Source organism: Flavobacterium sp. (assembly GCF_046073885.1).
Taxonomy (GTDB): domain Bacteria; phylum Bacteroidota; class Bacteroidia; order Flavobacteriales; family Flavobacteriaceae; genus Flavobacterium.
The window spans coordinates 20,206-44,498 of record NZ_JBJTND010000015.1; the positions used below are offsets into that span (position 1 = coordinate 20,206).

At 32.6% G+C, this 24,293-nt stretch carries 16 protein-coding genes and 1 tRNA gene; 12 read left to right on the forward strand and 5 right to left on the reverse strand.

What is annotated here, in order from left to right:
• Positions 1–45 precede the first annotated feature (45 nt).
• From ACKOWY_RS02375 to ACKOWY_RS02390, 4 genes are all read right to left on the reverse strand, one after another.
• Complete coding sequence (locus ACKOWY_RS02375) at positions 46–2,349, reverse strand: glycoside hydrolase family 65 protein (protein WP_408939840.1); 2,304 nt, start codon at positions 2,347–2,349, stop codon at positions 46–48.
• 60 nt (positions 2,350–2,409) lie between these two features.
• Complete coding sequence (pgmB, locus tag ACKOWY_RS02380; protein ID WP_408939841.1) at positions 2,410–3,066, reverse strand: beta-phosphoglucomutase; 657 nt, start codon at positions 3,064–3,066, stop codon at positions 2,410–2,412.
• A gap of 10 nt (positions 3,067–3,076) precedes the next feature.
• Positions 3,077–4,399: an MFS transporter gene (locus ACKOWY_RS02385; RefSeq protein WP_408939842.1), complete on the reverse strand. Its 1,323-nt coding sequence runs from the start codon at positions 4,397–4,399 to the stop codon at positions 3,077–3,079.
• A 186-nt stretch (positions 4,400–4,585) separates the two neighbouring features.
• The gene (locus tag ACKOWY_RS02390; protein ID WP_408939843.1) at positions 4,586–5,608 is read right to left on the reverse strand and encodes a LacI family DNA-binding transcriptional regulator; all 1,023 of its coding nucleotides are present in this window, start codon (positions 5,606–5,608) and stop codon (positions 4,586–4,588) included.
• Positions 5,609–5,836: 228 nt separating this feature from the next.
• Here ACKOWY_RS02390 and ACKOWY_RS02395 point away from each other — a divergent pair, with 228 nt between their 5' ends.
• The 5 genes from ACKOWY_RS02395 to ACKOWY_RS02415 all read left to right on the forward strand — a co-directional run bounded on the left by ACKOWY_RS02395 (position 5,837) and on the right by ACKOWY_RS02415 (position 16,440).
• A complete protein-coding gene (locus tag ACKOWY_RS02395) occupies positions 5,837–8,770 on the forward strand; it encodes a SusC/RagA family TonB-linked outer membrane protein (RefSeq protein ID WP_408939844.1) in 2,934 nt (977 codons plus the stop codon).
• Between the two features lie 12 nt (positions 8,771–8,782).
• Entirely contained in the window at positions 8,783–10,372 is a 1,590-nt protein-coding gene (locus tag ACKOWY_RS02400) for a RagB/SusD family nutrient uptake outer membrane protein (protein WP_408939845.1), read from the forward strand.
• Positions 10,373–10,417: 45 nt separating this feature from the next.
• On the forward strand, positions 10,418–11,701 hold the full coding sequence (locus tag ACKOWY_RS02405; RefSeq protein ID WP_408939846.1) for a SusE domain-containing protein: 1,284 nt from the start codon (positions 10,418–10,420) through the stop codon (positions 11,699–11,701).
• Positions 11,702–11,730: 29 nt separating this feature from the next.
• Positions 11,731–14,595 carry an alpha-amylase family glycosyl hydrolase gene (locus ACKOWY_RS02410; protein WP_408939847.1) on the forward strand — a complete coding sequence of 955 codons (2,865 nt, stop codon included), beginning with the start codon at positions 11,731–11,733 and terminating at the stop codon, positions 14,593–14,595.
• A 153-nt stretch (positions 14,596–14,748) separates the two neighbouring features.
• Positions 14,749–16,440, forward strand: a complete 1,692-nt coding sequence (locus ACKOWY_RS02415) for a T9SS type A sorting domain-containing protein (RefSeq protein ID WP_408939848.1) — start codon at positions 14,749–14,751, stop codon at positions 16,438–16,440.
• A gap of 106 nt (positions 16,441–16,546) precedes the next feature.
• On the opposite strand, the gene ACKOWY_RS02420 is transcribed toward ACKOWY_RS02415, so the two are convergent.
• Positions 16,547–16,619, reverse strand: a tRNA-Phe gene (locus ACKOWY_RS02420).
• A 99-nt stretch (positions 16,620–16,718) separates the two neighbouring features.
• Between ACKOWY_RS02420 and ACKOWY_RS02425 the strand changes: the two genes are divergently transcribed.
• The 7 genes from ACKOWY_RS02425 (at position 16,719) to ACKOWY_RS02455 (ending at position 24,214) form a co-directional block, all read left to right on the forward strand.
• Complete coding sequence (locus ACKOWY_RS02425; RefSeq protein ID WP_408939849.1) at positions 16,719–17,447, forward strand: type III pantothenate kinase; 729 nt, start codon at positions 16,719–16,721, stop codon at positions 17,445–17,447.
• The gene (locus tag ACKOWY_RS02430) at positions 17,444–18,718 is read left to right on the forward strand and encodes a hypothetical protein (protein WP_408939850.1); all 1,275 of its coding nucleotides are present in this window, start codon (positions 17,444–17,446) and stop codon (positions 18,716–18,718) included. The genes ACKOWY_RS02425 and ACKOWY_RS02430 overlap by 4 nt, the downstream gene beginning before the upstream one ends.
• A 15-nt stretch (positions 18,719–18,733) precedes the next feature.
• Entirely contained in the window at positions 18,734–19,981 is a 1,248-nt protein-coding gene (locus ACKOWY_RS02435; protein WP_408939851.1) for a tetratricopeptide repeat protein, read from the forward strand.
• Positions 19,954–20,535 (forward strand): LPS export ABC transporter periplasmic protein LptC, encoded by a 582-nt coding sequence (lptC, locus tag ACKOWY_RS02440; protein ID WP_408939852.1) that lies wholly within the window; start codon positions 19,954–19,956, stop codon positions 20,533–20,535. Before ACKOWY_RS02435 ends, lptC begins: the two co-directional genes overlap by 28 nt.
• A 4-nt stretch (positions 20,536–20,539) precedes the next feature.
• Positions 20,540–20,743, forward strand: coding sequence for a hypothetical protein (locus tag ACKOWY_RS02445; RefSeq protein WP_408939853.1), 204 nt, complete (start codon positions 20,540–20,542; stop codon positions 20,741–20,743).
• A 2-nt stretch (positions 20,744–20,745) separates the two neighbouring features.
• Positions 20,746–22,011, forward strand: coding sequence for a hemolysin family protein (locus tag ACKOWY_RS02450; protein ID WP_408939854.1), 1,266 nt, complete (start codon positions 20,746–20,748; stop codon positions 22,009–22,011).
• Between the two features lie 100 nt (positions 22,012–22,111).
• On the forward strand, positions 22,112–24,214 hold the full coding sequence (locus ACKOWY_RS02455) for a peptidylprolyl isomerase (protein WP_408939855.1): 2,103 nt from the start codon (positions 22,112–22,114) through the stop codon (positions 24,212–24,214).
• The last annotated feature ends 79 nt before the right edge of the window (positions 24,215–24,293 follow it).

Here is a 24,293-nt window from a genome sequence, read left to right on the forward strand (position 1 = left end):
TAAGTCGCAAAGAACTTCTTTGCGACTTAAAATATCGAATAATAATTAAACTTTGACTAAGCTGTTAGGTTCTACTTGAATTTCTTTTCCTTTAACAACGACTTTAATAGCTTGTGTGCCATCTAAAGAAAATAAAGTTTCATTTTGATTCACAACCACTTTCACAATTTGATTTCTGAAATTGATTTTAAACGAATAACCTTGCCATTCTTTTGGAATTTTTGGCTCAAAATGTAAAGTGTCATTTTTTACACGCATTCCACCAAAACCTTCTACAATACTCATCCAAGTTCCCGCCATAGAGGTAATGTGACAACCTTCTTCCACTTCTTTGTTGTAGTCGTCTAAGTCCAAACGGGAAGTTCTTAAATAAAAGGTGTAAGCCATTTCCATTTTATCCAATACAGCTGCTTGAATAGAATGCACACAAGGCGAAAGTGAACTTTCGTGAACAGTGAACGGCTCGTAAAAATTAAAATGTTTTTCTAATTCTTCTTTGGTGAAATGATCTTCAAAGAAGTAAAAACCTTGTAAGGTATCGGCTTGTTTGATATAAGGCGAACGTAAAATTCTATCCCATGACCATTTTTGGTTAATTGGGCGTTGTGATCGATCTAAATCATGAACTTTTACCAACTCTTTATCTAAGAAGCCATCTTGTTGTAAATAAATTCCAAGTTCTTCTGAATAGGGGAAATACATATTGTCGGCAACTGCTTTCCAATGTGAAATTTCGGCTGTATCTAAATTTACTTTGCTCATAATTCGAGCAAAATCAGATGCATATTCTTTTTCTACTTTGTTAATTTGCTCCACGGCATAATCAATACACCATTTCGCTAAATAATTCGTGTAGAAATTATTATTTACATTGTTTTCATATTCGTTTGGACCTGTAACTCCTAGAATTACATATTGATTTTTATGGGTAGAGTAGGTAGCTCTTTGGTGCCAAAAACGAGCAATTCCAATCAACACTTCCAATCCTTTTTCTGGAATGTAAGAGTAGTCTCCTGTGTAACGGAAGTAATTGAAAATTGCAAAGGCAATAGCTCCGTTTCTATGAATTTCTTCAAATGTAATTTCCCATTCGTTGTGACATTCTTCACCATTCATGGTAACCATTGGGTACAATGCAGCACCGTTCGTAAACCCTAATTTGGCTGCGTTTTCAATGGCTTTGTCCAATTGGTTGTAACGGTAGGTCAACAGGTTTCTAGCTACTTGTTGGTCTTTGGTAGCCATATAAAACGGAATGCAATACGCCTCAGTATCCCAATAGGTAGATCCACCATATTTTTCACCTGTAAATCCTTTTGGACCTATATTCAAGCGAGAATCTTTTCCTAAATAAGTTTGATTCAATTGGTAAATATTGAAACGAATTCCTTGTTGTGCTTTTACATCACCATCAATGGTAATGTCACTCATTTCCCAAATTTTTGACCAAGCCTGTTTTTGATTTTCTGCTAATTTCAAATAACCAATTTCAAGTCCTTGTGCAATTACTTTTTTAGCAGCGCTAATAGTGTCTTGATGGTTTAATGAAACAGTATATCCACCTAATTTTTGAATGGCACTTGTTTGACCTTTTGCAACAGTAACTTCATAGGAAAATTCAATTCTGTCGGAAGTTTTAGTAACTTCTGAAGGCGCATAATTTAGGTTGTTACTTTCTAGCAAAATAGTATTGTGCATGAAAGTAGTTGCTGTAAAATGGGTTTTAAAAGTTCTAGCGGTTACAAATGCTTCATTTCCAGAATGAGCAACATCTAGCGGCTCCCAAAATTTTTCTTCCCAGTTGGCATCTTCATTTTGAACTCCGGCATCTAGATATGGTTTGTATACAATTTTGGCATCCCCATTTAATGGAGTGATTTCAAAATTGATAATTCCTAATTCATCTAAATCTAAAGATAGAAAACGAGTAATTTTTGCCACAACCTGGGTTCCGTTTTGCAGGGTAGCTTCAAATGAACGGTAATAAATACCTTCTTTCATGTTTAATTCTCTGCGGAAATTTGCGACCGATTTGCATTTAGCTAAATCTAAAATTTCGCCATTGATTTCAATGTTAATTCCAATCCAGTTTGGTGCATTTAGCACTTTTGCAAAATATTCTGGATAGCCATTTTTCCACCAACCCACTTTAGTTTTATCGGGATAGTAAATTCCGGCAATGTAACTTCCTTGAAATGTTTCACCAGTATAGGTTTCTTCAAAATTGGCGCGTTGACCCATGGCACCGTTTCCGATGCTGAATAAACTTTCTGACGATTTTACGCTTTCTGCATCAAATCCTTCTTCAATTATCGACCAATTATCTGGTTTAATGTAATCTTGATTCATTATTCTGTATTTTAAATCTATTTTCAAACTTCAATAGCGTTTGAAAATTTGTAACTAATTTTAATTTATTAAAGTATCTAAAAAAGAGGTATCAATAAATGTGAAATCTTTAAATAGATAGTTTGCTTCGTGTAAAGTTGCTGCATCTCCAATTCCAATACTGATCATATTGGCAGTATTGGCAGCCTGAATTCCTGCAACCGAATCTTCAAAAACAATCGAGTTTTCGTTGGTTGCGTTCAGTTTTTTTGCAGCTTGTAGAAATACTTCGGGATCGGGCTTAGCATTGGATACATCGTTGCCATCTACAATAGCATCAAAAAGCGGCATAACTCCCGTTTTTTCTAATATAGGACGAGCATTTTTACTTGCAGATCCTAGTGCTATGAGTTGGTTATTGTCTTTTAAATAATGCAAAACCGGAAGTACTCCTGGTAGAATTTCGCTTTGGTCAATATTTACTAAATACGACAAGTACTCATCATTTTTTTGAATAAGCCATTTGTCTTTATCTTCTTGAGAAGCTTGAATATTTCCTAGCTCTAAGATGATATCTAGTGAGCGAACACGGCTTACGCCTTTCAGTTGTTCGTTATGTTCGTGAGTAAATTCGATGCCTAGTTCTTGAGCTAATTTTTTCCATGCTAAAAAATGGTATTTAGCAGTGTCTACAATTACTCCGTCAAGGTCGAATATGAATGCTTTTTTATTTGTCATTGTATTCTAATTATTCTGTTTTTTCTTTAATTGTAAAAACAGCTAAACCAGCAATTGCCATAGAAATTCCAGCAATTACAATTATCATAATAGGAGCTCCACCAAATGCAGCAATTAAGGTACTTCCTAATAATCCAGCAGCAATTTGCGGAATGGTTATTGTTCCGTTAAACAGACCCATGTAAACACCCATTTTTTCTGCAGGTAAGGAGCTTGATAACATTGCATACGGTATTGCTAAAATAGCAGCCCATGCAAATCCAACCCCAATCATAGATAATAATAAGAGATTTTTATCGTGAATTAAAATCATTGAAATTAATCCGATTCCACCTAAAAGAAGTGAAAAACTGTAGGTTTTTTTTCTGCCAATTGCTTTTGCAATACTTGGAATTAATAAGGCAAATATTGCGGCAATTGCACTGTAAAAGGCAAACATTACTCCAGTCCAATCTCCTGCTTCATTGAATCCAAGTGATTTAGCGTCTCCTGCTTCAGGACCCCAAACTTGATTGGCTATTGCTCTTGTTGTGTAAACCCACATTAGAAATAACGCAAACCAAGAAAAGAATTGCACTACTCCCAATTGCCAAAAGATTTTTGGAGTATTTGAAATAAGTGTAAATAGATTTGATTTTTCTTTAGATTCTGTGGCATCAAGATCAATATTATTGTATTCGGCATGTTCTTTTGGAGCGTATTCTTTTGTTCTAAAAACTGTCCAAAGTACACTAAGTAATAAAATTGAACCACCGATATAAAAGGACCAAATTACAGAATCGGCAACTTTTTGACCTTCAGCTGGGACGTTAGCTACATTGGCTTTGGTTAATATCCAAGGAAGCAACGAACCAAAAACAGCACCAAAATTGATAAGGGCACTTTGAAGGGAATAGCCTAGATTTTTTTGTTCGTCGTTTACCATATCTCCTACTAATGCTCTAAAGGGTTGCATCGTGATATTGAAGGAAGTATCCATCAATAATAACATTACCGCACCAAAAACTAATGGGGGTAAAAGATTGGTAAAATTTCCGGCATTTGGCATAAAAAACATAGCCAAAGCAGAAATAATTGCGCCAACTAAAATAAAAGGAATTCTTCGGCCTAAACGTGTCCAAGTTTTATCACTTGAAAGACCAATAATCGGTTGTACAATTAAACCTGCCAAAGGGGCAGCAAGCCAAAAATAACCAATGCTATGAACATCGGCACCTAATGCTTCTAAAATTCTACTTGTATTTCCGTTTTGTAGCGAATAGCCTATTTGTACTCCTAAGAATCCAAAGCTTAAATTCAAAATTTGCCAAAAACTTAATTTGGGTTTTTTCATTATCGTAAATTTTTAAAAATTACGATAAGCAGTATGCTTATCAAAACTCATTTTTTTGTTTTCGAAGTAAAAAGTATAAGTTTTGATTTGGTAAAGATATTAAAAGAAATAAGAAATTAAAATTATGATTAAAAATTTTAGAAAAAATGTCTACGAAAACGTTTTTTTGTTAATAAATAAATTAATTTAACGTGTTGATTCCCGCTCAATTAGCTCGGTTTCAATCACTTCGGTTTTGTATTGTTCTTCGTAATCTTCTTCTTCAATTTCTAATTTTTCAATCAACATAATTGCAGCTTTTTCACCCATTTTTATTCCGTTTTGACTTACGGTTGTGATGGATGGTGAAGAATATTTAGAGATGATACCGTCTGTAAATCCAATTATTGATAGGTCTTCGGGAACTTTTTTTCCTAATCGGGTTGCTGTTTTTATCGCGGTAACTGCAAAAATTTCGTTTACTGCAAAAATGGCGTCAATGTCGTTGTTCAAAATCAAATCTTCAATAGAAGATTCAAAGTTATCGGTATCTTCAATTTTTAAAATTAGATTTTCATCAACCGAAATATCATTGTTTTGAAGTGCTTTTATGTAACCTTCAGTTCTTAATTTACCAACACTTACGTAATCTATTGTGGTGAGAAGTGCGATTTTTTTAAATCCCATGTCAATGAGATATTGGGTAGCATTAAATGCAGCTAAATTGTCGTCGATAATTACTTTATCACAAAGAATATCATTTGTAATTCGATCAAACATTACCACGGGCATTCCTTGATTGATAACTTCGGTAATGTGGTGAAAGTCCCTTTTTTGTTGGGTTTCTTTAGATAATGACATGATAAAACCATCAATACTTCCATTGGCAAGCATTTCCATGTTGATTACTTCTTTATCGAAAGATTCATCCGAAAGGCAAACAATAACATTGTATCCTTTTTTGTTGGCAACATGCTCTACACCGCTGATTACGGTTGCAAAAAAATGGTGAATTATTTCGGGAATAATAATGCAAATCGTTTTCGACTTTCTGTTTTTTAAACTAAGTGCAATATTGTTGGGTTTGTAGTTGTATAATTTCGCAAAAGCCTGCACTTTTTGACGGGTATCTTCACTTATTTCTGGGCTGTCTCTAAGCGATTTGGAAACGGTAGAAATGGATACGTCTAATTCCTTTGCAATTTGCTTTAAAGTTACTTTTCTTTTCATGTTGCGAAATTGATAATTAGTAAAAAAAAAATAAAGATATATTTATTTTCGGAATCATTGATTTTTTCTAGATAAAACTTGAAAAATTCGGAAAGTTTTCAACACGCAAACGTTTTCGCAACACTATTATTAAGGAGTAGTTTTTTTATACGATTTATTTACATAATTTTAATCTTTCGAAGTAAAAGTATAAGCTTTTAAAACAATTAATTAACCTAAACATAATTTATGAAAGCAATTTACAAAAAATTGTTGTTTTTAATGTTCTTGTTTCCAATTAGTCTGTTCGCTCAGAGCACTTTACAAGGAGTTGTATTGGATTCAAAAACAAACAAACCATTTCAAGGTGTGAATGTAGTTGTGCAAGGCACAGGACAGGGTGCATCAACTGATTTTGAAGGGAATTTTCAATTCAAAAATTTAAAAAAAGGAGCTAAAATTTTATTTTCTTACGTTGGTTATCAAAACGAAACAGTTGTTTTTTCTGGACAATCAATGATTACAGTAACGATGACTTCGGAGGCGAATCAATTGGAAGACGTAAAAATCCAAGTGGGATATGGTTCTGTTAAGAAAAAAGATGCTACCGGATCGGTAGAATTAATAACTTCCAAAGATTTTAATAAAGGGGCTATTACCAGTGTTGACGGCTTGTTAAACGGTAGAGCTGCAGGGGTTGTAATTACCTCTTCAGGGACTCCTGGTAACGATGCGGTTATTCGTATTCGTGGAGGGTCTTCACTAGCAGCAAGTAATGATCCGTTATTAGTGGTTGATGGCTTGCCAATTACGGGTGGCCTTTCTTCAATTAACCCAAATGATATTGAAACGTTTTCTATCTTAAAAGATGCTTCGGCTACCGCAATTTATGGAAACAGAGGTTCTAATGGTGTTATCATTATTACTACTAAAAAAGGATCTAAAAATGGAGTACAAGTTTCATTAAATACTTTTACTACCTACAATACTTTAGCAAAACAAATTGATGTTTATTCTGCTGATGCTTTTAGAGATTTAATTGGAAATATTGCTCCAACTAAAGTGAGTATGTTAGGAAATGCTAATACCGATTGGCAAAAAGAAATTTTCAAGCCAAACTATACTACAGATTTAAGTTTATCTTTAACAGGTAATTTATTCAAAAAAATACCTTCTCGTTTAACTATTGGAAATACAGATAATAGCGGGTTATTGTTAACTTCAAACTTTAAAAGAACAACAATTTCTACCTCTATCAATCCAAGTTTTTTTGATGATCACTTGAAATTTAACATTACAGGTAATTATGCATATACTTTTAGAAGATCTGCAGATGAGGGCGCTATAGGAAGTGCACTTTCTTATGATCCTACTCAATCTGTTTATGATCCTAATTCTCCTTTTGCTGGTTATACAGAATGGACCAATGGAGGTAATCCTAACGGTACAGCCAACCCAGTTGCATTATTATTAGAAAAAAGAGAGATTTCTAATAACAATCGCTTTTTTGGAAATTTCAACATGGAATATAAACTTCATTTCTTCCCTGCCATTAAAGCTATTATTAATGCAGGTTTGGAAGTTCAAAATGGAGATGGTATGCTATCAACCAACCCAAATGCTAGAATTGGTCTACAAACATTATCTATTGGAGGTACTTCTCAAAACCTTCCAATCGGATATACTCAAACTAATTGGTGGCATAATAAAAACCATAATGTAAGTTACCAATTGAACTATACTAAAAAAATCAATAAACTAGATATTGATGCATTAGTAGGATACAACTATCAAGAGTTTCAATACCAAAGCTACTATTCAGGAAATAAAAATGCCTATGGATATGCTGGATATGAAGAAGTTAAAGTATCTGATGTTTATACTGATCCAGGAAATAAACTAAGTGCTATTTTCAGCCGTGTGAACTTAGGATACAATGATAAATATTTATTTACTGCGAATTTTAGACGTGATGGATCTTCTAAAATTTCCAATGTAAACAAATACCAAAATTTTATGGGGTATGCATTTGCATGGAAAATTAAACAAGAAGATTTCTTGAAAGATTCAAAAGTTTTTTCTGACTTAAAATTACGATTAGGATACGGAGAAGTTGGACAACAAGATCTTCCAGTTCCTTACGATTGGTTTAAACGATACAATACAGCTAACAACAACTATTATCAATTTGGTAATGACTTTGTAATTATTTCAAAACCTGAAGGATACAATCAAAATCTTAAATGGGAAAACAGTAAGAAATACAATGTTGGTTTTGATTTTGGTTTCTTAAATAACAGATTAAAAGCTTCTTTGGATTTATATGTTGCAAAAACAACCGATTTATTTTCTCAAGTTGCTGAAGGAGCGCTTCAAAACTTAAGAATTTATGGTTATAGAAACATTGGTTCATTAGAATCAAAAGGGATTGACCTTTCTGTTAACTATAATGTAATTCAAAGAAAAAATTTAGATGTGAATTTTAACTACAACTTCACATATAATAAATTGACATTAACTGACTTGTTTACTGATGGATTATTAGTTGGAGGTATTGGTTTACAACAATTCACTCAAATTCATAAAGTTGGTTTAGCGCCGTATTCATTCTGGGTGTACGAACAAGTATATGATGCCAACGGAAAACCAATTGAAGGTGTATTTGTAGATAGAAACCACGATGGTGTGATTGATAGTAAAGATAAATACAACTACAAAAAACCACAAGCAGATTATACAATGGGCTTTATGGTAAATGCTACAATGTATAAAAATTGGGATTTCTCTATGGCGTGGAAAGCAAGTTTTGGAAACTATGTTTATGATCAAGTTTCTGCAGGAAGTGCTGCTGCTGATGTTATTAATAATACTCAATCAGGGACATTAAACAATGCACCAGTTAATTTTAATGATTCCAACTTTACTAAAATCAATTCTACAAAAGAATCCGATTACTACATTACTGATGCATCCTTCTTAAAACTTAATAACGTAACGGTAGGATACAAATTCAACCAACTTTTTGGAGAAAAAACCAATATGAGATTTTATGTTGGGGTTCAAAATGCACTTATTATTACTAAGTATAGAGGAATTGACCCAGAGGTATTCAATAATGGTATTGATGGTGCAATATTCCCAAGAGCGAGAATGTATATGTTAGGAGCAAATATTAATTTTTAATATAAAAGTAAGATGAAAAAAATAAATTTCAATTCTAGATTTTTTATAGTAAGCTTTTTACTATTAGTGTTAAGCTCTTGTAGTTTAGATATCAGTCCGAAGGATGATGATGATTTCACATCTGAAGATTTTTATAGCAACCCGGATTCATATCAACAATTCTTAGCTAAAATATATGGCGGATTGGCAGTAACTGGGCAATCGGGTCCTGCTGGAAGTTCCGATTTAGGTTCGGGTCCTGGAACAGTTGATGAAGGGTTTTCTCAATATTTAAGAGGGTACTGGCAATTGCAAGAATTACCAACAGATGAAGCAATTATTTCATGGGGAGATCCAACATTAAAAGATCTTAACTTGAATACTTGGAATGCAGATAACGTATTTACAGAAGCATTTTTTGCTAGAATATTTTTCCAAATTGGACTTTGTAATGAGTTTTTAAGAGAAACAACAGAAGAAAAATTAAATGGAAGAAATGTTGATCCAGATTTAAGGGCAAAAATTCAAACTTACCGTGCTGAGGTTCGTTTTTTAAGAGCATTATCTTACTATCATGGAATGGATATTTTTGGTAAGTTACCTTTTGGAACGGATCAAGATTTATTAGGTACACCACCTCCAATGCAATCAAGAACATTTATTTTTAATTTCATATTAGATGAATTAAATGCTATTGATGGGGAGTTATTAGCTCCAAAAACCAATCAGTATGGTAGAGCAGATAAAGCAGCGGCTTGGATGTTAAAAGCAAAATTATTATTAAATGCTAAAGTATACACTGGTGTTGACCGCAGTGCAGACGCTTTAGTTGTAGTTAATAATTTAATTGGTTCTGCATATGGTATCGCAAACATTCCATATTCTAATTTATTTAAAGCAGATAACAACTCAAACGGAGCTCAAGATGAGATTATTTTCCCTATTTGTTTTGATGGAGTAAAAACTCAAACATGGGGAGGTACAACCTATTTAATTCACGGTTCTTGTTCAAATGCAGTTGGTTTAACATTAGGAGTTAATAATGGATGGTCTGGTTTTAGAACTAGAAAAGAATTTACAGAAACGGTAGGTACTGATCCACGTGTGACTTATGTGCCTGGAAATAATGATCCGGTTTCAATTGCAAATTATGCAGATTTTAATCAAGGAAAAAAATTAATTAAATATTCAAATAAAAAATCGGATGGTTCAAATGGTCAAGATTTATCTTTCCCAGATACCGATTTCCCAATGTTCAGAATGGGTGATGTTTATTTAATGTATGCAGAATTGGCATTAGTAAATGGTCAAGGAAGTGCTACAACTGCTTTGGGGTATATTAATGCTTTAAGAAGTAGAGGAGGAGTAAGTCCGGCAACAATGGCAGATTATGTTTCAGATCCAGCAATGTTCATCTTAAAAGAAAGAGCAAAAGAGTTATACTGGGAAGGGCATAGAAGACAAGATTTAATTCGTTTAGGAAAATACTTAAGTGATTACAATTGGGAATGGAAAGGTGGAAATCAATCTGGAAATCCAGTTGATGCACACTTTTTAATATATCCAATTCCAAACAAAGAATTAAATTCTAACGCATTATTGTCTCAAAATCCTGGATATTAATTTGAATTCTAGAATTTTCTAAACTATTAGATAAAAAATATAATTATGAAAAAATTACTTTTTAGTTTTATTATTGCTGCGGGGATGATAGCTAGTTTTGTGTCTTGTGATAAGGACATGAATAATCCAAATGCAAGTATCTCGGGCTCTATGAACTTAGTTTCGCCAAATAATGGGACAAGTTTAACCTTGAATCCAAACAATTTTAGCGCTACAGCATTAACAGTGCGATGGACTTCTGCAAATTTTGGGTATTCAGCATCTGTTAAATATGTACTTCAAATTATCTCAGCTGCAGATAATTTTGATACTTCAACGGTTATACCACAGGTTATTCCATTGGATACATACAATGAGTACACCAATTCTACCTATGAAAAAGCAATTACGACTACCACTTTAAATGGTAAACTTAAGGCTCTTGGAGCAACAATAGGGGCAGTTTCAAATTTTAAAATGAGAGTTTATGCTCAACCTTCAAATCAATTGGACACTTCTGTAAATGGTCTTAGAGAATATTCTCAAGAAGTAGCCTTTACAAGTAATGTGTACGATCCAATTGATGAAGCTCCGAAATTGTATGTAATTGGAAACTTTGGTGCAACTAGCACATTTGCAAATTGGGATATTAACATGAACGGAACATCAAATTCTCCATTAATTTATTCGCCACTAAAAGATGGAGTATATGAAGGGTTTGTATACATGAATGTTGCTGCTCCTCAATTTAAATTTGCTAACCCTACCGCTACAACTTTAGATATTAAAGGATTAAAAACTCAATACACTCAAACCACAATGGCTAGTGTAAGTCTTACTACTCCCTTAGGAAATTTCGCTGGAGAGATCATGGCTTCGGCAGATGTTTCAACAAGTAATATTATTACTCCTGTTGCTGCCTTAACGGGTGCAGGAACTTATTTTATCAAAGCTGATTGGGTAAATAATAAATATACTGCAATAAAAAGATTAATTTCTTTAAAAGGAATTATGACATCTCAGGTAAACAAATATTTTACATATGATACCGATCCAACATCGCAAACATATAGAATGTTTACTATCGACAATGTAACATTATCGGCAGGAACTGGTTTCATCCAGCTTAAAGATAATAGTTCTGCATTGGCTGATAAAGTAGAGCGTTTTGGAATTGATAATAATGTTCCTGATTTGCAAATTTCTCCTGATGCATTGTCAAGCATTAAAAATAAAATGAAATTAGGAGGTCAATCTCAATTTAAGTTATTGGCGCCAGGAAATTATAAAGTTGTGTTGGATTTAAGAAATTCGGCAAACTACAATTTAAGATTTGTACAATTACCTTAAGAATTAAGTAACCATTTGTCACAACAACGATGAAAAAAATACTCTTTTATTTTTTAGTTTTATTTACAATAACGCTAAACGCACAAATAACAACTACACCAACTTCATTTGAAGCAAATCAGTCGGTTACTATTAATTTTAATAAAACTGGTACTGCATTAGCTTCCTATACAGGGGTTATTTATGCACACATTGGCGTTACTGTAAATGGCGTTGATTGGCAAAATGTGAAAGGATCTTGGGGGAATAATACAACTCAACCTGCATTAACTCAAACAGGTACTTCTACTTATACCCTTACAATCTCACCCGATTTATATACTTATTTTAATGTGCCAACTACAAGTTCAATCACTAAAATATGTGTGGTATTTAGAAATGCTGCAGGGAATTTACAAAACAATCAAGGATCTTTCATTAATGTTGGAGCCTTTCAAGCAAGCTTAACTACACCCGTTGCAAATAGTACTACTATTATAACATCTGGTCAAAGTTTGCCTATTGCCGCTTCAAATACAGGTGGTGCTGCTAATTATACATTATTAGCAAATGGAGTTTTTCTTAATGGTTCCTCAGGAACTACCTATAGTTATACGCCTACAAATATTACATCAAATACTACTTTTGAGTTACAAGTAAATTTAGGGTCGGTAACTTTTACTTATAAATTTTATGCAATTGTAGATCCTATTACTCAAAGTGTTGCTATGGCTTCTGGTCTTGAGGATGGAATAAATTACAATCCTACAGATCCAACTAAGGCAACTTTGGTATTAACCGCCCCTGGTAAGGATTTTGTATATGTAGCGGGTAGTTTTAATAATTGGCAACCAAATACTAGTTATGCTATGAAATTGGATCCAATTTCAGGTAAATTTTGGTTGGAATTAACTGGTTTAACATCTGACACAAAATATACTTATCAATATTGGGTTGTGGATAATACACCAACTTCAGGTTCTCCAAAACTTGTAAGAACTGGAGATCCATTTTCAACTTTGGTATTGTCATCCTACGATGATCCCTATATTCCAGCAGCTTCCTATCCAAACTTACCTGCTTTCCCAACAGCATCTGGACAAGATAGAGAAGTTACCGTTTTACAAACCGGTCAAACACCTTATGCTTGGAGTACAGCAACAACTAACTTTGTAAAGCCTAGTAAAGATAATTTAGTAGTATATGAGGTGCTAATTCGTGATTTTGATTCAAATCGAAATATCCAAACTTTAATTGATAAAATTGATTATTTCAAAAACTTGAAAATCAATGCGATCGAATTAATGCCAATTATGGAATATGAAGGAAATGAATCTTGGGGTTACAATACGGCTTTCCACATGGCTTTAGATAAATACTATGGTACTCAAAATAAGATGAAAGAATTCATTGATTTATGTCATCAAAACAGAATTGCTGTAATATTAGATTTGGCTTTAAATCACGCTTTTGGTAGAAATCCAATGGTGAGAATGTGGATGAAAGATGCAGATGGTGACGGTTGGGGAGATCCTGCTGCCGACAATCCGTATTTTAATGAATATGCGAAACATAGTTATAGTGTAGGAAATGATTTCAACCATTCTTCAATTTATACAAAATACTATACCAAAAGAGTTATTAAACAATGGATACAAGAATTTAAAATTGATGGATTCCGTTGGGATTTAACCAAAGGCTTTACACAAGCCTGCGCATCTGGAAATGATGCTTGTACCAATGCCTATCAACAGGACAGAGTAGATATCTTAAAAGATTATGCAGATTATTCTTGGTCTTTAGATCCGTATCATTATACAATATTTGAACATTTAGGAATTGATAGTGAAGAGCAGCAGTGGGCAAATTATAGAATTGGTGAAACGCCTAGCAAAGGGGTAATGATGTGGGGAGAAATGACTACCGCTTATTCTCAGTTGTTAATGGGTTATACTTCTAATGCAGATATTACTAGAGTAGGTAATACAGCCCACGGTTTTACTGCAAAAAGAGTAATGGGTTATCCAGAAAGTCATGACAAGGAGCGCATCATGTATTCTGCATTAATCTATGGCGTAAGTTCAGGTGCTAGTCCGGTTTTAGGAAATTTAAATAATGCATTATACAGAATGTCAGCTATTGGCGCTATTAGTTTATTAGTTCCAGGCCCAAAAATGATTTGGCATTTTGCCGATTTAGGAATGAGCGATTCTATTTATACTTGCAGTAATGGGACAATCAACACAGAAACAGATGCAACATCAGGAGATTGTAAATTAGCTACAAAGCCACAACCACAATGGATCAATAATTGGTTGGCAAATACGCAACGCAATAAAATTTATAACGATTGGGCTAAGATGATTGATCTCAAAAAAAACAATCTGGTTTTCAGTAGTAATTATGCAATTAGTCCAAATGGGAGTAATTTAAAGCAAAGAATTTACATTTGGAATGACGCTATTCCTACAAATCAATTAAAAAATGTAGTTGTTTTAGCTAACTTTAATACGGATGCATCCGATATTACTCCAGATTTTCCTTATACAGGAACGTGGGTAAACCTTATGGATAATTCAACAATTAGTGTTTCAAGCACAACTACACCAATTAATATTGAAGCAGGTGGATTTAGAGTATACGGTAATGCTGCCCCAGCTTTATCGACAGAATTTCAAAATGCTATTGAAAAATGGATTACTTTATATCCTAATCCAACAAACGATTATTTCAATTTAAATACTAATACCAATAAAGTAGAAATTTATACTCTTACAGGGCAATTAGTAAGCGGTTTTGATAAACAAAATGCCAATTATAAGTATTCAATTTCAGAATTAAATAATGGAGTTTATTTAGTAAGAGTATTTGATGAAAATAATTTCCAACAAACAATAAAAATTATTAAAGAATAAATAATAAACCTTAAACTATTTAGCCAATGAATAAATAAAAATTTATATTAATTTACACTTTTTCAATATTATAACAGCAAATAAATAAGATATTGAAAATTTTACTAACAAAAAATTATTAAATTTGCACATTAACCTATTAAACAAAAAAAAATGATTAAAAAACTATTTTTCTCGTTACTTTTTATGGTTCTTGCCATAAACACTAATGCACAAAGCATTGGAATGATTGGTGATTTTACTAGTTGGTCTTCAGATGTTGTAATGAATACATCAGACAACGTGGTATACACTATTAATAATTATACCTTCTTAATTTCTGGTGGAGTTAAATTCCGTCAAAATGCAGATTGGGGTACAAACTGGGGTAGTAACACTTTCCCTTCAGGAACTGGTACGCCAGGTGGAGCTAACATTCCTGTTCCAGCTGGAACTTATGATGTTACTTTTAACAGAACTACAGGAGATTATACATTTACTACTGTTTCTACAAACTACGACAACATTGGTATGTATGGTGGATTTAACTCTTGGGCTACTCCAAGTGAGCCTTTAGTAACAGGTGATGGTATTACCTATACTAAAATTGATTACCACTTTACAGCAGATGGTGTGAAATTTATTAAAGACAACAACACTTCAAACACTTGGGGTGGTACTGCATTTCCTTCAGGATCTGCAACTGCAGGTGGTCCAACAATTCCATTAACTTCAGGTTTTTATAATGTTGACTTTAATAAAAACACATTACAATATAACTTTGTTCAGGTTCCAGTTTCTATGATTGGAGACGCTGTAAGTGATTGGAGTACCGATGTTGATTTAGTTTCTACAGATGGTGGTGTTACTTTCTCATTACAAAATGTAACTTTATTAAGTGGTGGATTAAAATTCAGAGCTAACTATTCATGGGCTAGCAACTGGGGTAGTACTGCTTTCCCTGCTGGAACAGGTAACTTAAACGGTAATGATAACATCCCTGTTTCTGCTAGTGCAGCAGGAATTTATGATGTTACTTTCAACAGAGTTACTGGTGCTTATACATTCACGTATGTAGCTGCTCTACCATTTGATGTAATTACTTTTAATGGTATTACTTTATCTACTACAGACGGTAATACTTACACAGGAACTGATCTTTATTTTGCTTCTGCAGTAAATTCTAACTTTACTCAAAATACTTCAGTTGTATGGGGTGCTTCTTCATTCCCAGCTGGTACAGCTGCTTCAGGTAACACTAGTACAATTTCTGTTCCTGCAGGATATTTCACTATTACTTTTAACAAATCAACAGGTAACTACAGCTTTACTACATCTACAGTTTCACTTATTGGTAGTGCAACAGCTGGTGGTTGGGGTGCAGATACTGCTATGACTTCAAATGATAACGGGATTAATTTTACAGCTACTGGTGTAGTATTAACTGTTGGTCAAGCTAAATTTAGAGTAAACAATGCATGGACTACAAGTTATGGTGATGCAGCATTCCCTTCAGGTATTGCAGGTATGCCAGGTTCAAACATTGATGTAAATGTTGCTAGTACTTATGATGTAACTTTTAATAGAGCTACAGGCGCATATAACTTTACAGATACTTTAAGTGCTAATCAATTTGCAAATACTTCATTCTATGTAGCGCCAAATCCTACTAAAGGAATGTTTGCTATTAATACAGATGTTGCTAAAGTTCAAATCTTTAATTTAACTGGACAATTAGTTAAAACTTTCAATAATGCAGTTGCAAACGAAGGTTTATCTATTTCAGAATTAAATCAAGGTGTTTACTTTGTAAAAGTTACAGATTCAAATCTTAACGAAAAAACTATCAAATTAATCAAAGAATAATTTATTTTTTATTAATATAATTAAAACCTCTCCTTGCGAGAGGTTTTTTTATGTTCAAAAGTAATGTAAAACAAAAAACCCGAATAGTTAACTATTCGGGTTTAAGTGGTACCTCCAGGGATCGAACCAGGGACACATGGATTTTCAGTCCATTGCTCTACCATCTGAGCTAAGGTACCTTGCTGACGCGGGTGCAAATATAGAACGATTTTTAATTTATCCAAAACAATTATTAAAAAAAAATCTATTTGTAACTTTGCAATTCAAAATATTCAATTATGCTTCTAGCCATCGATATAGGAAATACCCAAGTCAAATTAGCTGTATTTGAACTGAATACCCTTCTTGATAAAAAAATAGTACCCCTTTCTGGATGGAAAATTGAGGTAGAAAATTATCTGAAATTATTTTCTAAAATAGAAGCATTAGTAGTTGCTTCTGTAGGAAATAGCGATGAAAATGACTTTTTTGAATATAATTCAAGATTAAAAGTCCTCTTTATTACTCAAGATACTAAGTTTCCTTTTACAAATTCTTATTCCACTCCAAAAACGCTTGGAATGGATAGAATGGTTCTTGCAACGGGAGCAGTGCAATTGTATCCAAATCAAAACAGGTTGGTTATTGATGCAGGAACTTGTATTACCTATGATTTTATAGATTCTAATAATGTGTATCATGGAGGCGCCATATCTCCTGGTATTCGACTTCGATATGAATCATTACATACTTATACGGCTAAACTTCCGTTATTAACTATGGAATCGCCAGACGCTCTAATTGGAAATTCTACTATGCAATCCATTCATTCGGGTATCGTAAATGGAATTGCCTTTGAATTAGATGGATTTATTTCTTCTATTTTGGATAGAAATGATAACTTTATCATAATTTTAACGGGTGGAGACGCAGAATTTTTGGCTAAACGATTAAAAAATACCATATTTGCCAATCCAAATTTTCTTTTAGAGAGTTTGAATCAAACTTTTCAATACAATCAACAATGATTAAAAAAATTATAGTAAGTATTAGTTTACTTTTTTCTTTAGTTTCTTTTGCACAAAACGGAACTTCTTCTCCTTATTCTTTTTATGGTATCGGTGATGTTCGCTTTAAGGGAACTGTAGAAAATACCTCAATGGGTGGATTAGCAATAGTGCCTGATAGCATTCACTTAAATATTATAAATCCAGCAATGTATTCTAGTTTGAAATTAACTACCTATGCAGTTGGTGGAACATTTACAGTAAATAAGTTAACTACCGATTCACAAAGTGAAAAAGCGCAACGTACAGCTCTTGATTATTTAGCTGTTGGTATTCCTATGAAAAAACTTGGAATTGGTTTTGGTTTGATTCCGTATTCATCTGTTGGCTATAATTTAAAAAGTAGTATTACAGATAGTAACTTAATTAGAACCGATAGTTATGATAAAGGTGATGGAGGTGTTAATAAAGTGTTTTTAGGGTTTGGATATCAGTTGACTAAAGGGTTAAGTATTGGTGCAGATGTACAATATAACTTTGGACAAATAAATACCCAAAATATTGCAATACGTTACGATGTGAATGGTTTTCCAATACAATATGCTTCTAAAGAAGTAAATAAATCTATTGTTAATGGTGCAAATATTACAACTGGGGTATCGTATCAATCTAAATTAAATAAAAAAATAAATTTATTTGCTAGCGCTATTTATTCTCCTTCATCTAATGTTAATTTAACAAATACAAGAACAGTATCTTTAGTGCAAACTGTGAATGGAGTTGATGCAGGAGTAGTTGGAGATCCTGTTGAAATTGGAGTGCCTAGTACTAAATTAAGTCTTCCGTCAAAATTCACTTTTGGATTAGGATTAGGTGATTCAACAAAATGGATAATTGGAACCGAATTAATATTTCAAAACTCAAGTAATTTTGGAAATAGATTTTCAGACATTGCTAATGTAAGTTATCAAAATGCAACTAAACTTACTATTGGAGGTTATTATATTCCAAATCATAAATCTTTTACCAATTATTTTAGCCGTGTGGTTTACAGAGGAGGTTTGAGATATGAAAATACTGGTTTAGTTGTGAATAATACTTCAATTAAAGATCAAGCTGTAACTTTAGGAATAGGAATGCCTTTAAGAGGGACTTTTTCAAATATTAATATTGGTGTAGAATTTGGGAACAGAGGTACAAAAAGCGCCGGACTAGTAGATGAAAATTACATGAACATAAATGTAGGCTTGTCACTTAATGACAGATGGTTCGTTAAAAGAAAATACGATTAATTTTATTGAATTAATATGAAAGCAAAAATATTTTTATTATTAGTAATTCTTACTTCTTTTGCAAATGCTCAAGAAAAAAGTTGTGCCAATAAAGAAAAACAATTGGCTCAATATTTAATTGATAATGAAAATAATAAAGCTCTTGATTTATGGAATGAAGCAAAAGTTTCTTGTCCAGATTTTAGTGAGAATTTATATAAATTAGGAAATAGAATTTTACAATACCAAATTGAAATTGCAGATGCAAAAGATAAAGAAAGTAAAGTAAAAGATTTGTTGCAATTCTTTAATCAATACGATAAATATTTTCCTGCAAACAAAAATGGTAATTACGAAAAAAGAGCCATAGCTCTATATACCTATAATGTAGGAACTCCCCAAGAGGTATTTTCTTATTTAGATAGAGCATTTGATAAGGAAAAGGAAACATTTGCTAACTCTCAAGCAATATACAATTACTTCGAATTGTATTTTTCAAAATTTAAAGCAAGTAAAACAGAAATGTCTAATGAGACATTACTTGATAAATATTGTGCAGTTAATGCATTAATTGCTGCAAATAGCTCAAAATACCCAACAAAAAAAGAGGAATACCATAGGGTTGAATTGGGTATAGATTTACTAATGAAGGATATACTTGCCAAAGATAATATTGTAGCGTATACACAAAAAAAATTAGAGTTAAACTCTGTAGATACCTCTTGGTTAGAACCTGTTGCTAGAGTGCTTTCGGTTAAATGTAAAAACCAACCACTATTTGAAACAGTAGCTAGTAAATTAGATAAAATCAATCCAACCTCGGTTTCTGCTTACTATTTAGCAACTTATTATTTAAATACTGGAGATCAAGAAAAAGCCATTGAATTATTCAAAAAATCGGCCGAATTAGCTCCAACAAAGCTAGAAAAAGCAACTACATATTATTCAATAGCTAGCATATTGGCTTCAAATGATAAAGCGACTTCACAAAAAATGGTGTTAAGCGCCCTAGAAAATAACCCTAGCAATGGAAGATATTATATTTTCTTAGCCAATTTATATGCCAATAGTGTACAAGAGTGTGGTGCAAATACTATTGAAAAAAATGCTATTTACAAATTAGCTTCCAATACGGTTCTTAAGTCTATAGAAGTTGAACCTAGATTAAAGTCTACAGCAGAGGCAATGTCGGCAGAATATCTTAAAAGGATGATATTTGATGATCATTCAAAAGAAAAGTCGGCAACAATTGGTTGTTGGATACAGCAAACAGTGCAATTTTAATTATGGGTGCTGTTGCAAAAAATAACATCCTCTTTTGTATAACTGCTTTTGTAGGATTCTCATTATTTTCTTGCGAAGGGAATTTTAAAGAAGTACAAAAATCTACCTTTTCTGAATTTGTTCCAAGTGGTGAAGCCGATTCCATAAATATTAAATACACCGATTCGGGAAGGATAAAATCAATTTTAGTAAGTCCAAAAATGTTGGATTTTGCAACGGTAGAGTTTCCATATACCGAATTTCCAAATGGAGTAAAGGTTACTTTATATGATCAATTAGGTAAAAAAACTTTTGTAAAATCTAAATACGCCATTTCTTATAAAAACACTTCTTTAATTGATTTGCGAGGAGCGGTCAAAATAAGTAATGAAGTAGGGCAGCTATTTGAAACCGAACAATTGTATTTTGATCAAAAAAACGAATGGTTTTATACCGAAAAATCATATAAATTTACAGATCCAAAAGGAGTTTCGTATGGTGAAGGGGTTGACTTTAGTAAAGACTTTAAAATAATTAATTCTCAAGTAGTTTCTGGAGAAGTAGAAAAACAATAATACTATGAATTATCTAAAAATCACAAAATACATTTATTTAGGCGTTGGATTTATTATGGCATATGATTTTATTACCAGATGGGAAGAAAATCCAAAGCCATGGTTGAGCCTTGTTTTGGCTGGATTAGCCTTTTTTACATTCTTTTTCAGAACCAAGTTTGCTAAAAAATTTGAAGATCGAAATAGAGAAAACAATTCTAATAGCTAATAATGAATATAGTAGTAATCGTTTTATGTTTACTTCTTTGTGCATTCTTTTCGGGGATGGAAATTGCTTTTGTCTCATCAAATAAAATTTATCTTGAAATTGAAAAAAAACAAGATAATTTTCTTTCTAAAATACTAGCAAAACTAACCGAAAAACCATCCAAATTTATAGCAACCATGCTAGTTGGAAATAATATTTCTATGGTTGTTTATGGGTTTTTTATGGGAGATTTAGTGATGCATTGGATTGAAAAACTACCGTTTCATCTATTGGAATTTCCAAGCTTAATTCTACAAACGGTGATTTCTACGCTAATCGTTTTAATCACATCCGAATTTTTGCCAAAAGTATTTTTTCAGGTATATGCTAATAATTTCATGAAATTTTTTGCGGTACCTAGTTACTTTTTTTATGTAATATTCAATTTCATTTCAACTTTTATTATTTGGATTTCAGATTATATTTTAAAGAAATTCTTCAAAACAGAAGGAGATTTTGTTCCATCTTATTTTAGTAAAGTTGAATTAGGAAATTACATCAATGAACAAATGAGTTCGGTAGAAGATCACGAAGAAGTTGACTCTGAAATTCAAATTTTTCAGAATGCTCTAGAATTTTCAGGAGTTAAAGCTCGTGATATTATGACGCCAAGGACAGAAATTGTTGGAATTGATCTGTTTGATTCGGTGTCGGATTTAAAAGAATTATTCATAAAAACGGGTTATTCTAAAATTATAGTTTTTCAAAACTCGGTAGATGATATTATTGGTTATGTACATTCATTTGAGTTATTCAAAAAACCAAAAAATATAAAGTCCATTATGATTCCGGTTGAGTTTATTCCCGAAACAATATTTGTAAAAGATGCGTTGAATGTACTTACCAAAAAGAGAAAAAGTATTGCTGTAATATTGGACGAATATGGTGGAACATCAGGGATTATTACTGTTGAAGATATTATAGAAGAGTTGTTTGGAGAAATTGAAGACGAGCACGATAATGACGAAGAATTAATTGAAAAACAAATTAACGATAACACCTATGTTTTTTCGGCGCGATTAGATGTAGAGTACCTAAACCAAGAATATAAACTTAATATTCCCGAAGACGATTCTTATGGAACTTTGGGCGGATTTATCGTAAACACCTCTAAGGAAATACCACAAAAGGGAGATGAAATACGGGTAGATAATTTTCATTTTATTATCGAAGAAGCTACAAATACCAAAATTGATGTAGTTAAAATGACAATTTTTGATCAAGAATAAAAAAAAATTAACTTTTTAGTGCAATTTATAAGCCTACAATTATTATTATTTCGTAGATAATTGTATTTTCGCAAACTGAAATAAAAATAACATATATAAAATGGCAGTTTTACAAACAATTAGAAAACGTTCTGGATTACTTTTACTAGCTATAGGATTCGCTCTTTTGGCTTTTGTAGTTCAAGATTTATTTGTTAAAGGATTTAAAAGTCAATCAAAAGACGTAGGTAGCATTAATGGAAAAGACATTTCTTTTGATCAATTCAGAATTAAAGTAGCCAATGCAGAAAAAAATGGGCAAAATGGGCAACCAGTTACGCAAACACAAGCTGCTAATCAAATGTGGGAGCAAGAGATTGCTATTGCTTTAATATCAGATCAATTCGAAAAAGCAGGTATCCGTACTAGCGAAAATAATATTATTGAAATTTTCAAAAAAGATCCAAATATTGGTCAAAACCCTGCGTTTTTGAATCAATTAGGTAAATTTGATTTGGCAAAATTTAAAGAGTTCTTTAAAAATAATCCAGAGCAAGCTAAAGCTTTTGAAGACCGTCAAACAGATGCTGAAATCAATGCTAAATACCAAATTTATAGCAGTATGATTAAAGCTGGATTGTATGCTACAAATGCAGATGGTAAATTCAAATACAAATTAGAAGCTGATAAAATCAATTTTGATTATGTTTCGGTTTTATATTCTACAGTTAAAGATAGTGATGTAAAAGTTACTGATGCAGACATCCTTGACTACATGAAGAAAAACGAGAAAAAATTCAAATCGGAAGAAACTCGTGAAATTGAATACGTATTAATTGAAAATAAACCTTCTGCCAAAGATGAAGCTGAAATGAAAGCTAAAATCAACGGATTGTTAACTGGAAGTGTTGTTTACAACAAAGAAACTGGTGCAAATGATACATTGCCAAGCTTTAAAACAGCTCCAAATGTAGCAGATTTTATTGCTGAAAATTCAGATAAACCATACGATTCAACTTTTGTAACTAAACAAGATTTACCTGCAGAACACGCAGATCAATTATTTGCTTTACCTGCTGGAGAAATTTATGGTCCTTACATCAACGGAAACTACTATTGTTTATCTAAAGCAATGGGTAGAAAAGCTGGAGCTAAAGCTAAAGCTAGTCACATTTTAATTAGTTGGGAAGGGACAAAACTTCCAAACAAAAAAGAAAAAAGAACTAAAGAGCAAGCTAAAGCAAAAGCCGATATGTTATTGGCACAAGCATTGGCTAACCCAGGAAGTTTCATGATGTTGGCATTAACTAACTCAGATGATTCTTCAGCTCAGCAAGGTGGTGACTTAGGATATTTTGCTCCTGGGCAAATGGTTAAACCTTTTAATGATTATGTTTTTAGCAACCCAGTTGGAAAAATTGGATTAGTTGAAACTGAATTTGGTTACCATATTATTAATGTTACCGATAAGCAAGATGCTATTCGTTTAGCAACTGTAGCTCAAAAAATTGAGCCATCAGAAGCTACTAACAATGAAATTTATACTAAAGCAACCAAATTTGAAATGGATGCTACTAGCAATAAAGATTTTGCTGCTGTTGCAAAAGCTGCAAAATTAACAGTGAATCCTTCTGTAAAAGCGAAAGCTATGGATGAGGCATTTGGAGTTGCGGGTAGCCAAAGACAAATTATCAAATGGGCTTACAGCAAAGAAACTAACGTTGGTGATGTTAAGAAATTTGACGTTGTAAATGTTGGTAGTGTAATTGCTAAGTTGAAAAAAATCAACGAGAAAGGATTAATGACGGTTGAAGAGGCTAAACCAATGGTGGAAGGTATCATTAAAAACAAAAAGAAAGCAGAGAAAATTATGGCTAAAATGAAAGGTTCTTCATTGGATGCTATTGCAAAAGCAAATGGTTCTACTGTTCAAAATGCGCCTGCTGCTTCTGTAGAGAACTCACTTTTAGCTAATGTTGGAATGGAACCTAAAGTAGTTGGTATGGCATTTGGTACTGTTGTAAATAAAGTATCTGCTCCAATTGAAGGTAATTCTGGAGTGTTTGTTGTAATGACTAAAGCGGTTACTAAAGCACCAAAATTGCCTAAATATGATGATTACATCAATAAAGTAAAAGCTAGTAATGCTCAATCTGTAGGAAGAGTATTCCCAGCGTTGAAAAACGATGCAGATATTGAAGATAACAGATTAGAATTTTATTAATAGAATTATAAAAGGTTAAAAAAATCCCGTTCGAGAGAACGGGATTTTTTTTTGTTTAAGAATTATAAAATCATTTCGT

Coding starts and splice junctions, on each gene's coding strand:
- ACKOWY_RS02375 (WP_408939840.1), bottom strand. CDS start 2,349: ATGAATCAAGATTACATTAAACCAGATAATTGGTCGATAATTGAAGAA.
- pgmB (WP_408939841.1), bottom strand. CDS start 3,066: ATGACAAATAAAAAAGCATTCATATTCGACCTTGACGGAGTAATTGTA.
- ACKOWY_RS02385 (WP_408939842.1), bottom strand. CDS start 4,399: ATGAAAAAACCCAAATTAAGTTTTTGGCAAATTTTGAATTTAAGCTTT.
- ACKOWY_RS02390 (WP_408939843.1), bottom strand. CDS start 5,608: ATGAAAAGAAAAGTAACTTTAAAGCAAATTGCAAAGGAATTAGACGTA.
- ACKOWY_RS02395 (WP_408939844.1), top strand. CDS start 5,837: ATGAAAGCAATTTACAAAAAATTGTTGTTTTTAATGTTCTTGTTTCCA.
- ACKOWY_RS02400 (WP_408939845.1), top strand. CDS start 8,783: ATGAAAAAAATAAATTTCAATTCTAGATTTTTTATAGTAAGCTTTTTA.
- ACKOWY_RS02405 (WP_408939846.1), top strand. CDS start 10,418: ATGAAAAAATTACTTTTTAGTTTTATTATTGCTGCGGGGATGATAGCT.
- ACKOWY_RS02410 (WP_408939847.1), top strand. CDS start 11,731: ATGAAAAAAATACTCTTTTATTTTTTAGTTTTATTTACAATAACGCTA.
- ACKOWY_RS02415 (WP_408939848.1), top strand. CDS start 14,749: ATGATTAAAAAACTATTTTTCTCGTTACTTTTTATGGTTCTTGCCATA.
- ACKOWY_RS02425 (WP_408939849.1), top strand. CDS start 16,719: ATGCTTCTAGCCATCGATATAGGAAATACCCAAGTCAAATTAGCTGTA.
- ACKOWY_RS02430 (WP_408939850.1), top strand. CDS start 17,444: ATGATTAAAAAAATTATAGTAAGTATTAGTTTACTTTTTTCTTTAGTT.
- ACKOWY_RS02435 (WP_408939851.1), top strand. CDS start 18,734: ATGAAAGCAAAAATATTTTTATTATTAGTAATTCTTACTTCTTTTGCA.
- ACKOWY_RS02445 (WP_408939853.1), top strand. CDS start 20,540: ATGAATTATCTAAAAATCACAAAATACATTTATTTAGGCGTTGGATTT.
- ACKOWY_RS02450 (WP_408939854.1), top strand. CDS start 20,746: ATGAATATAGTAGTAATCGTTTTATGTTTACTTCTTTGTGCATTCTTT.
- ACKOWY_RS02455 (WP_408939855.1), top strand. CDS start 22,112: ATGGCAGTTTTACAAACAATTAGAAAACGTTCTGGATTACTTTTACTA.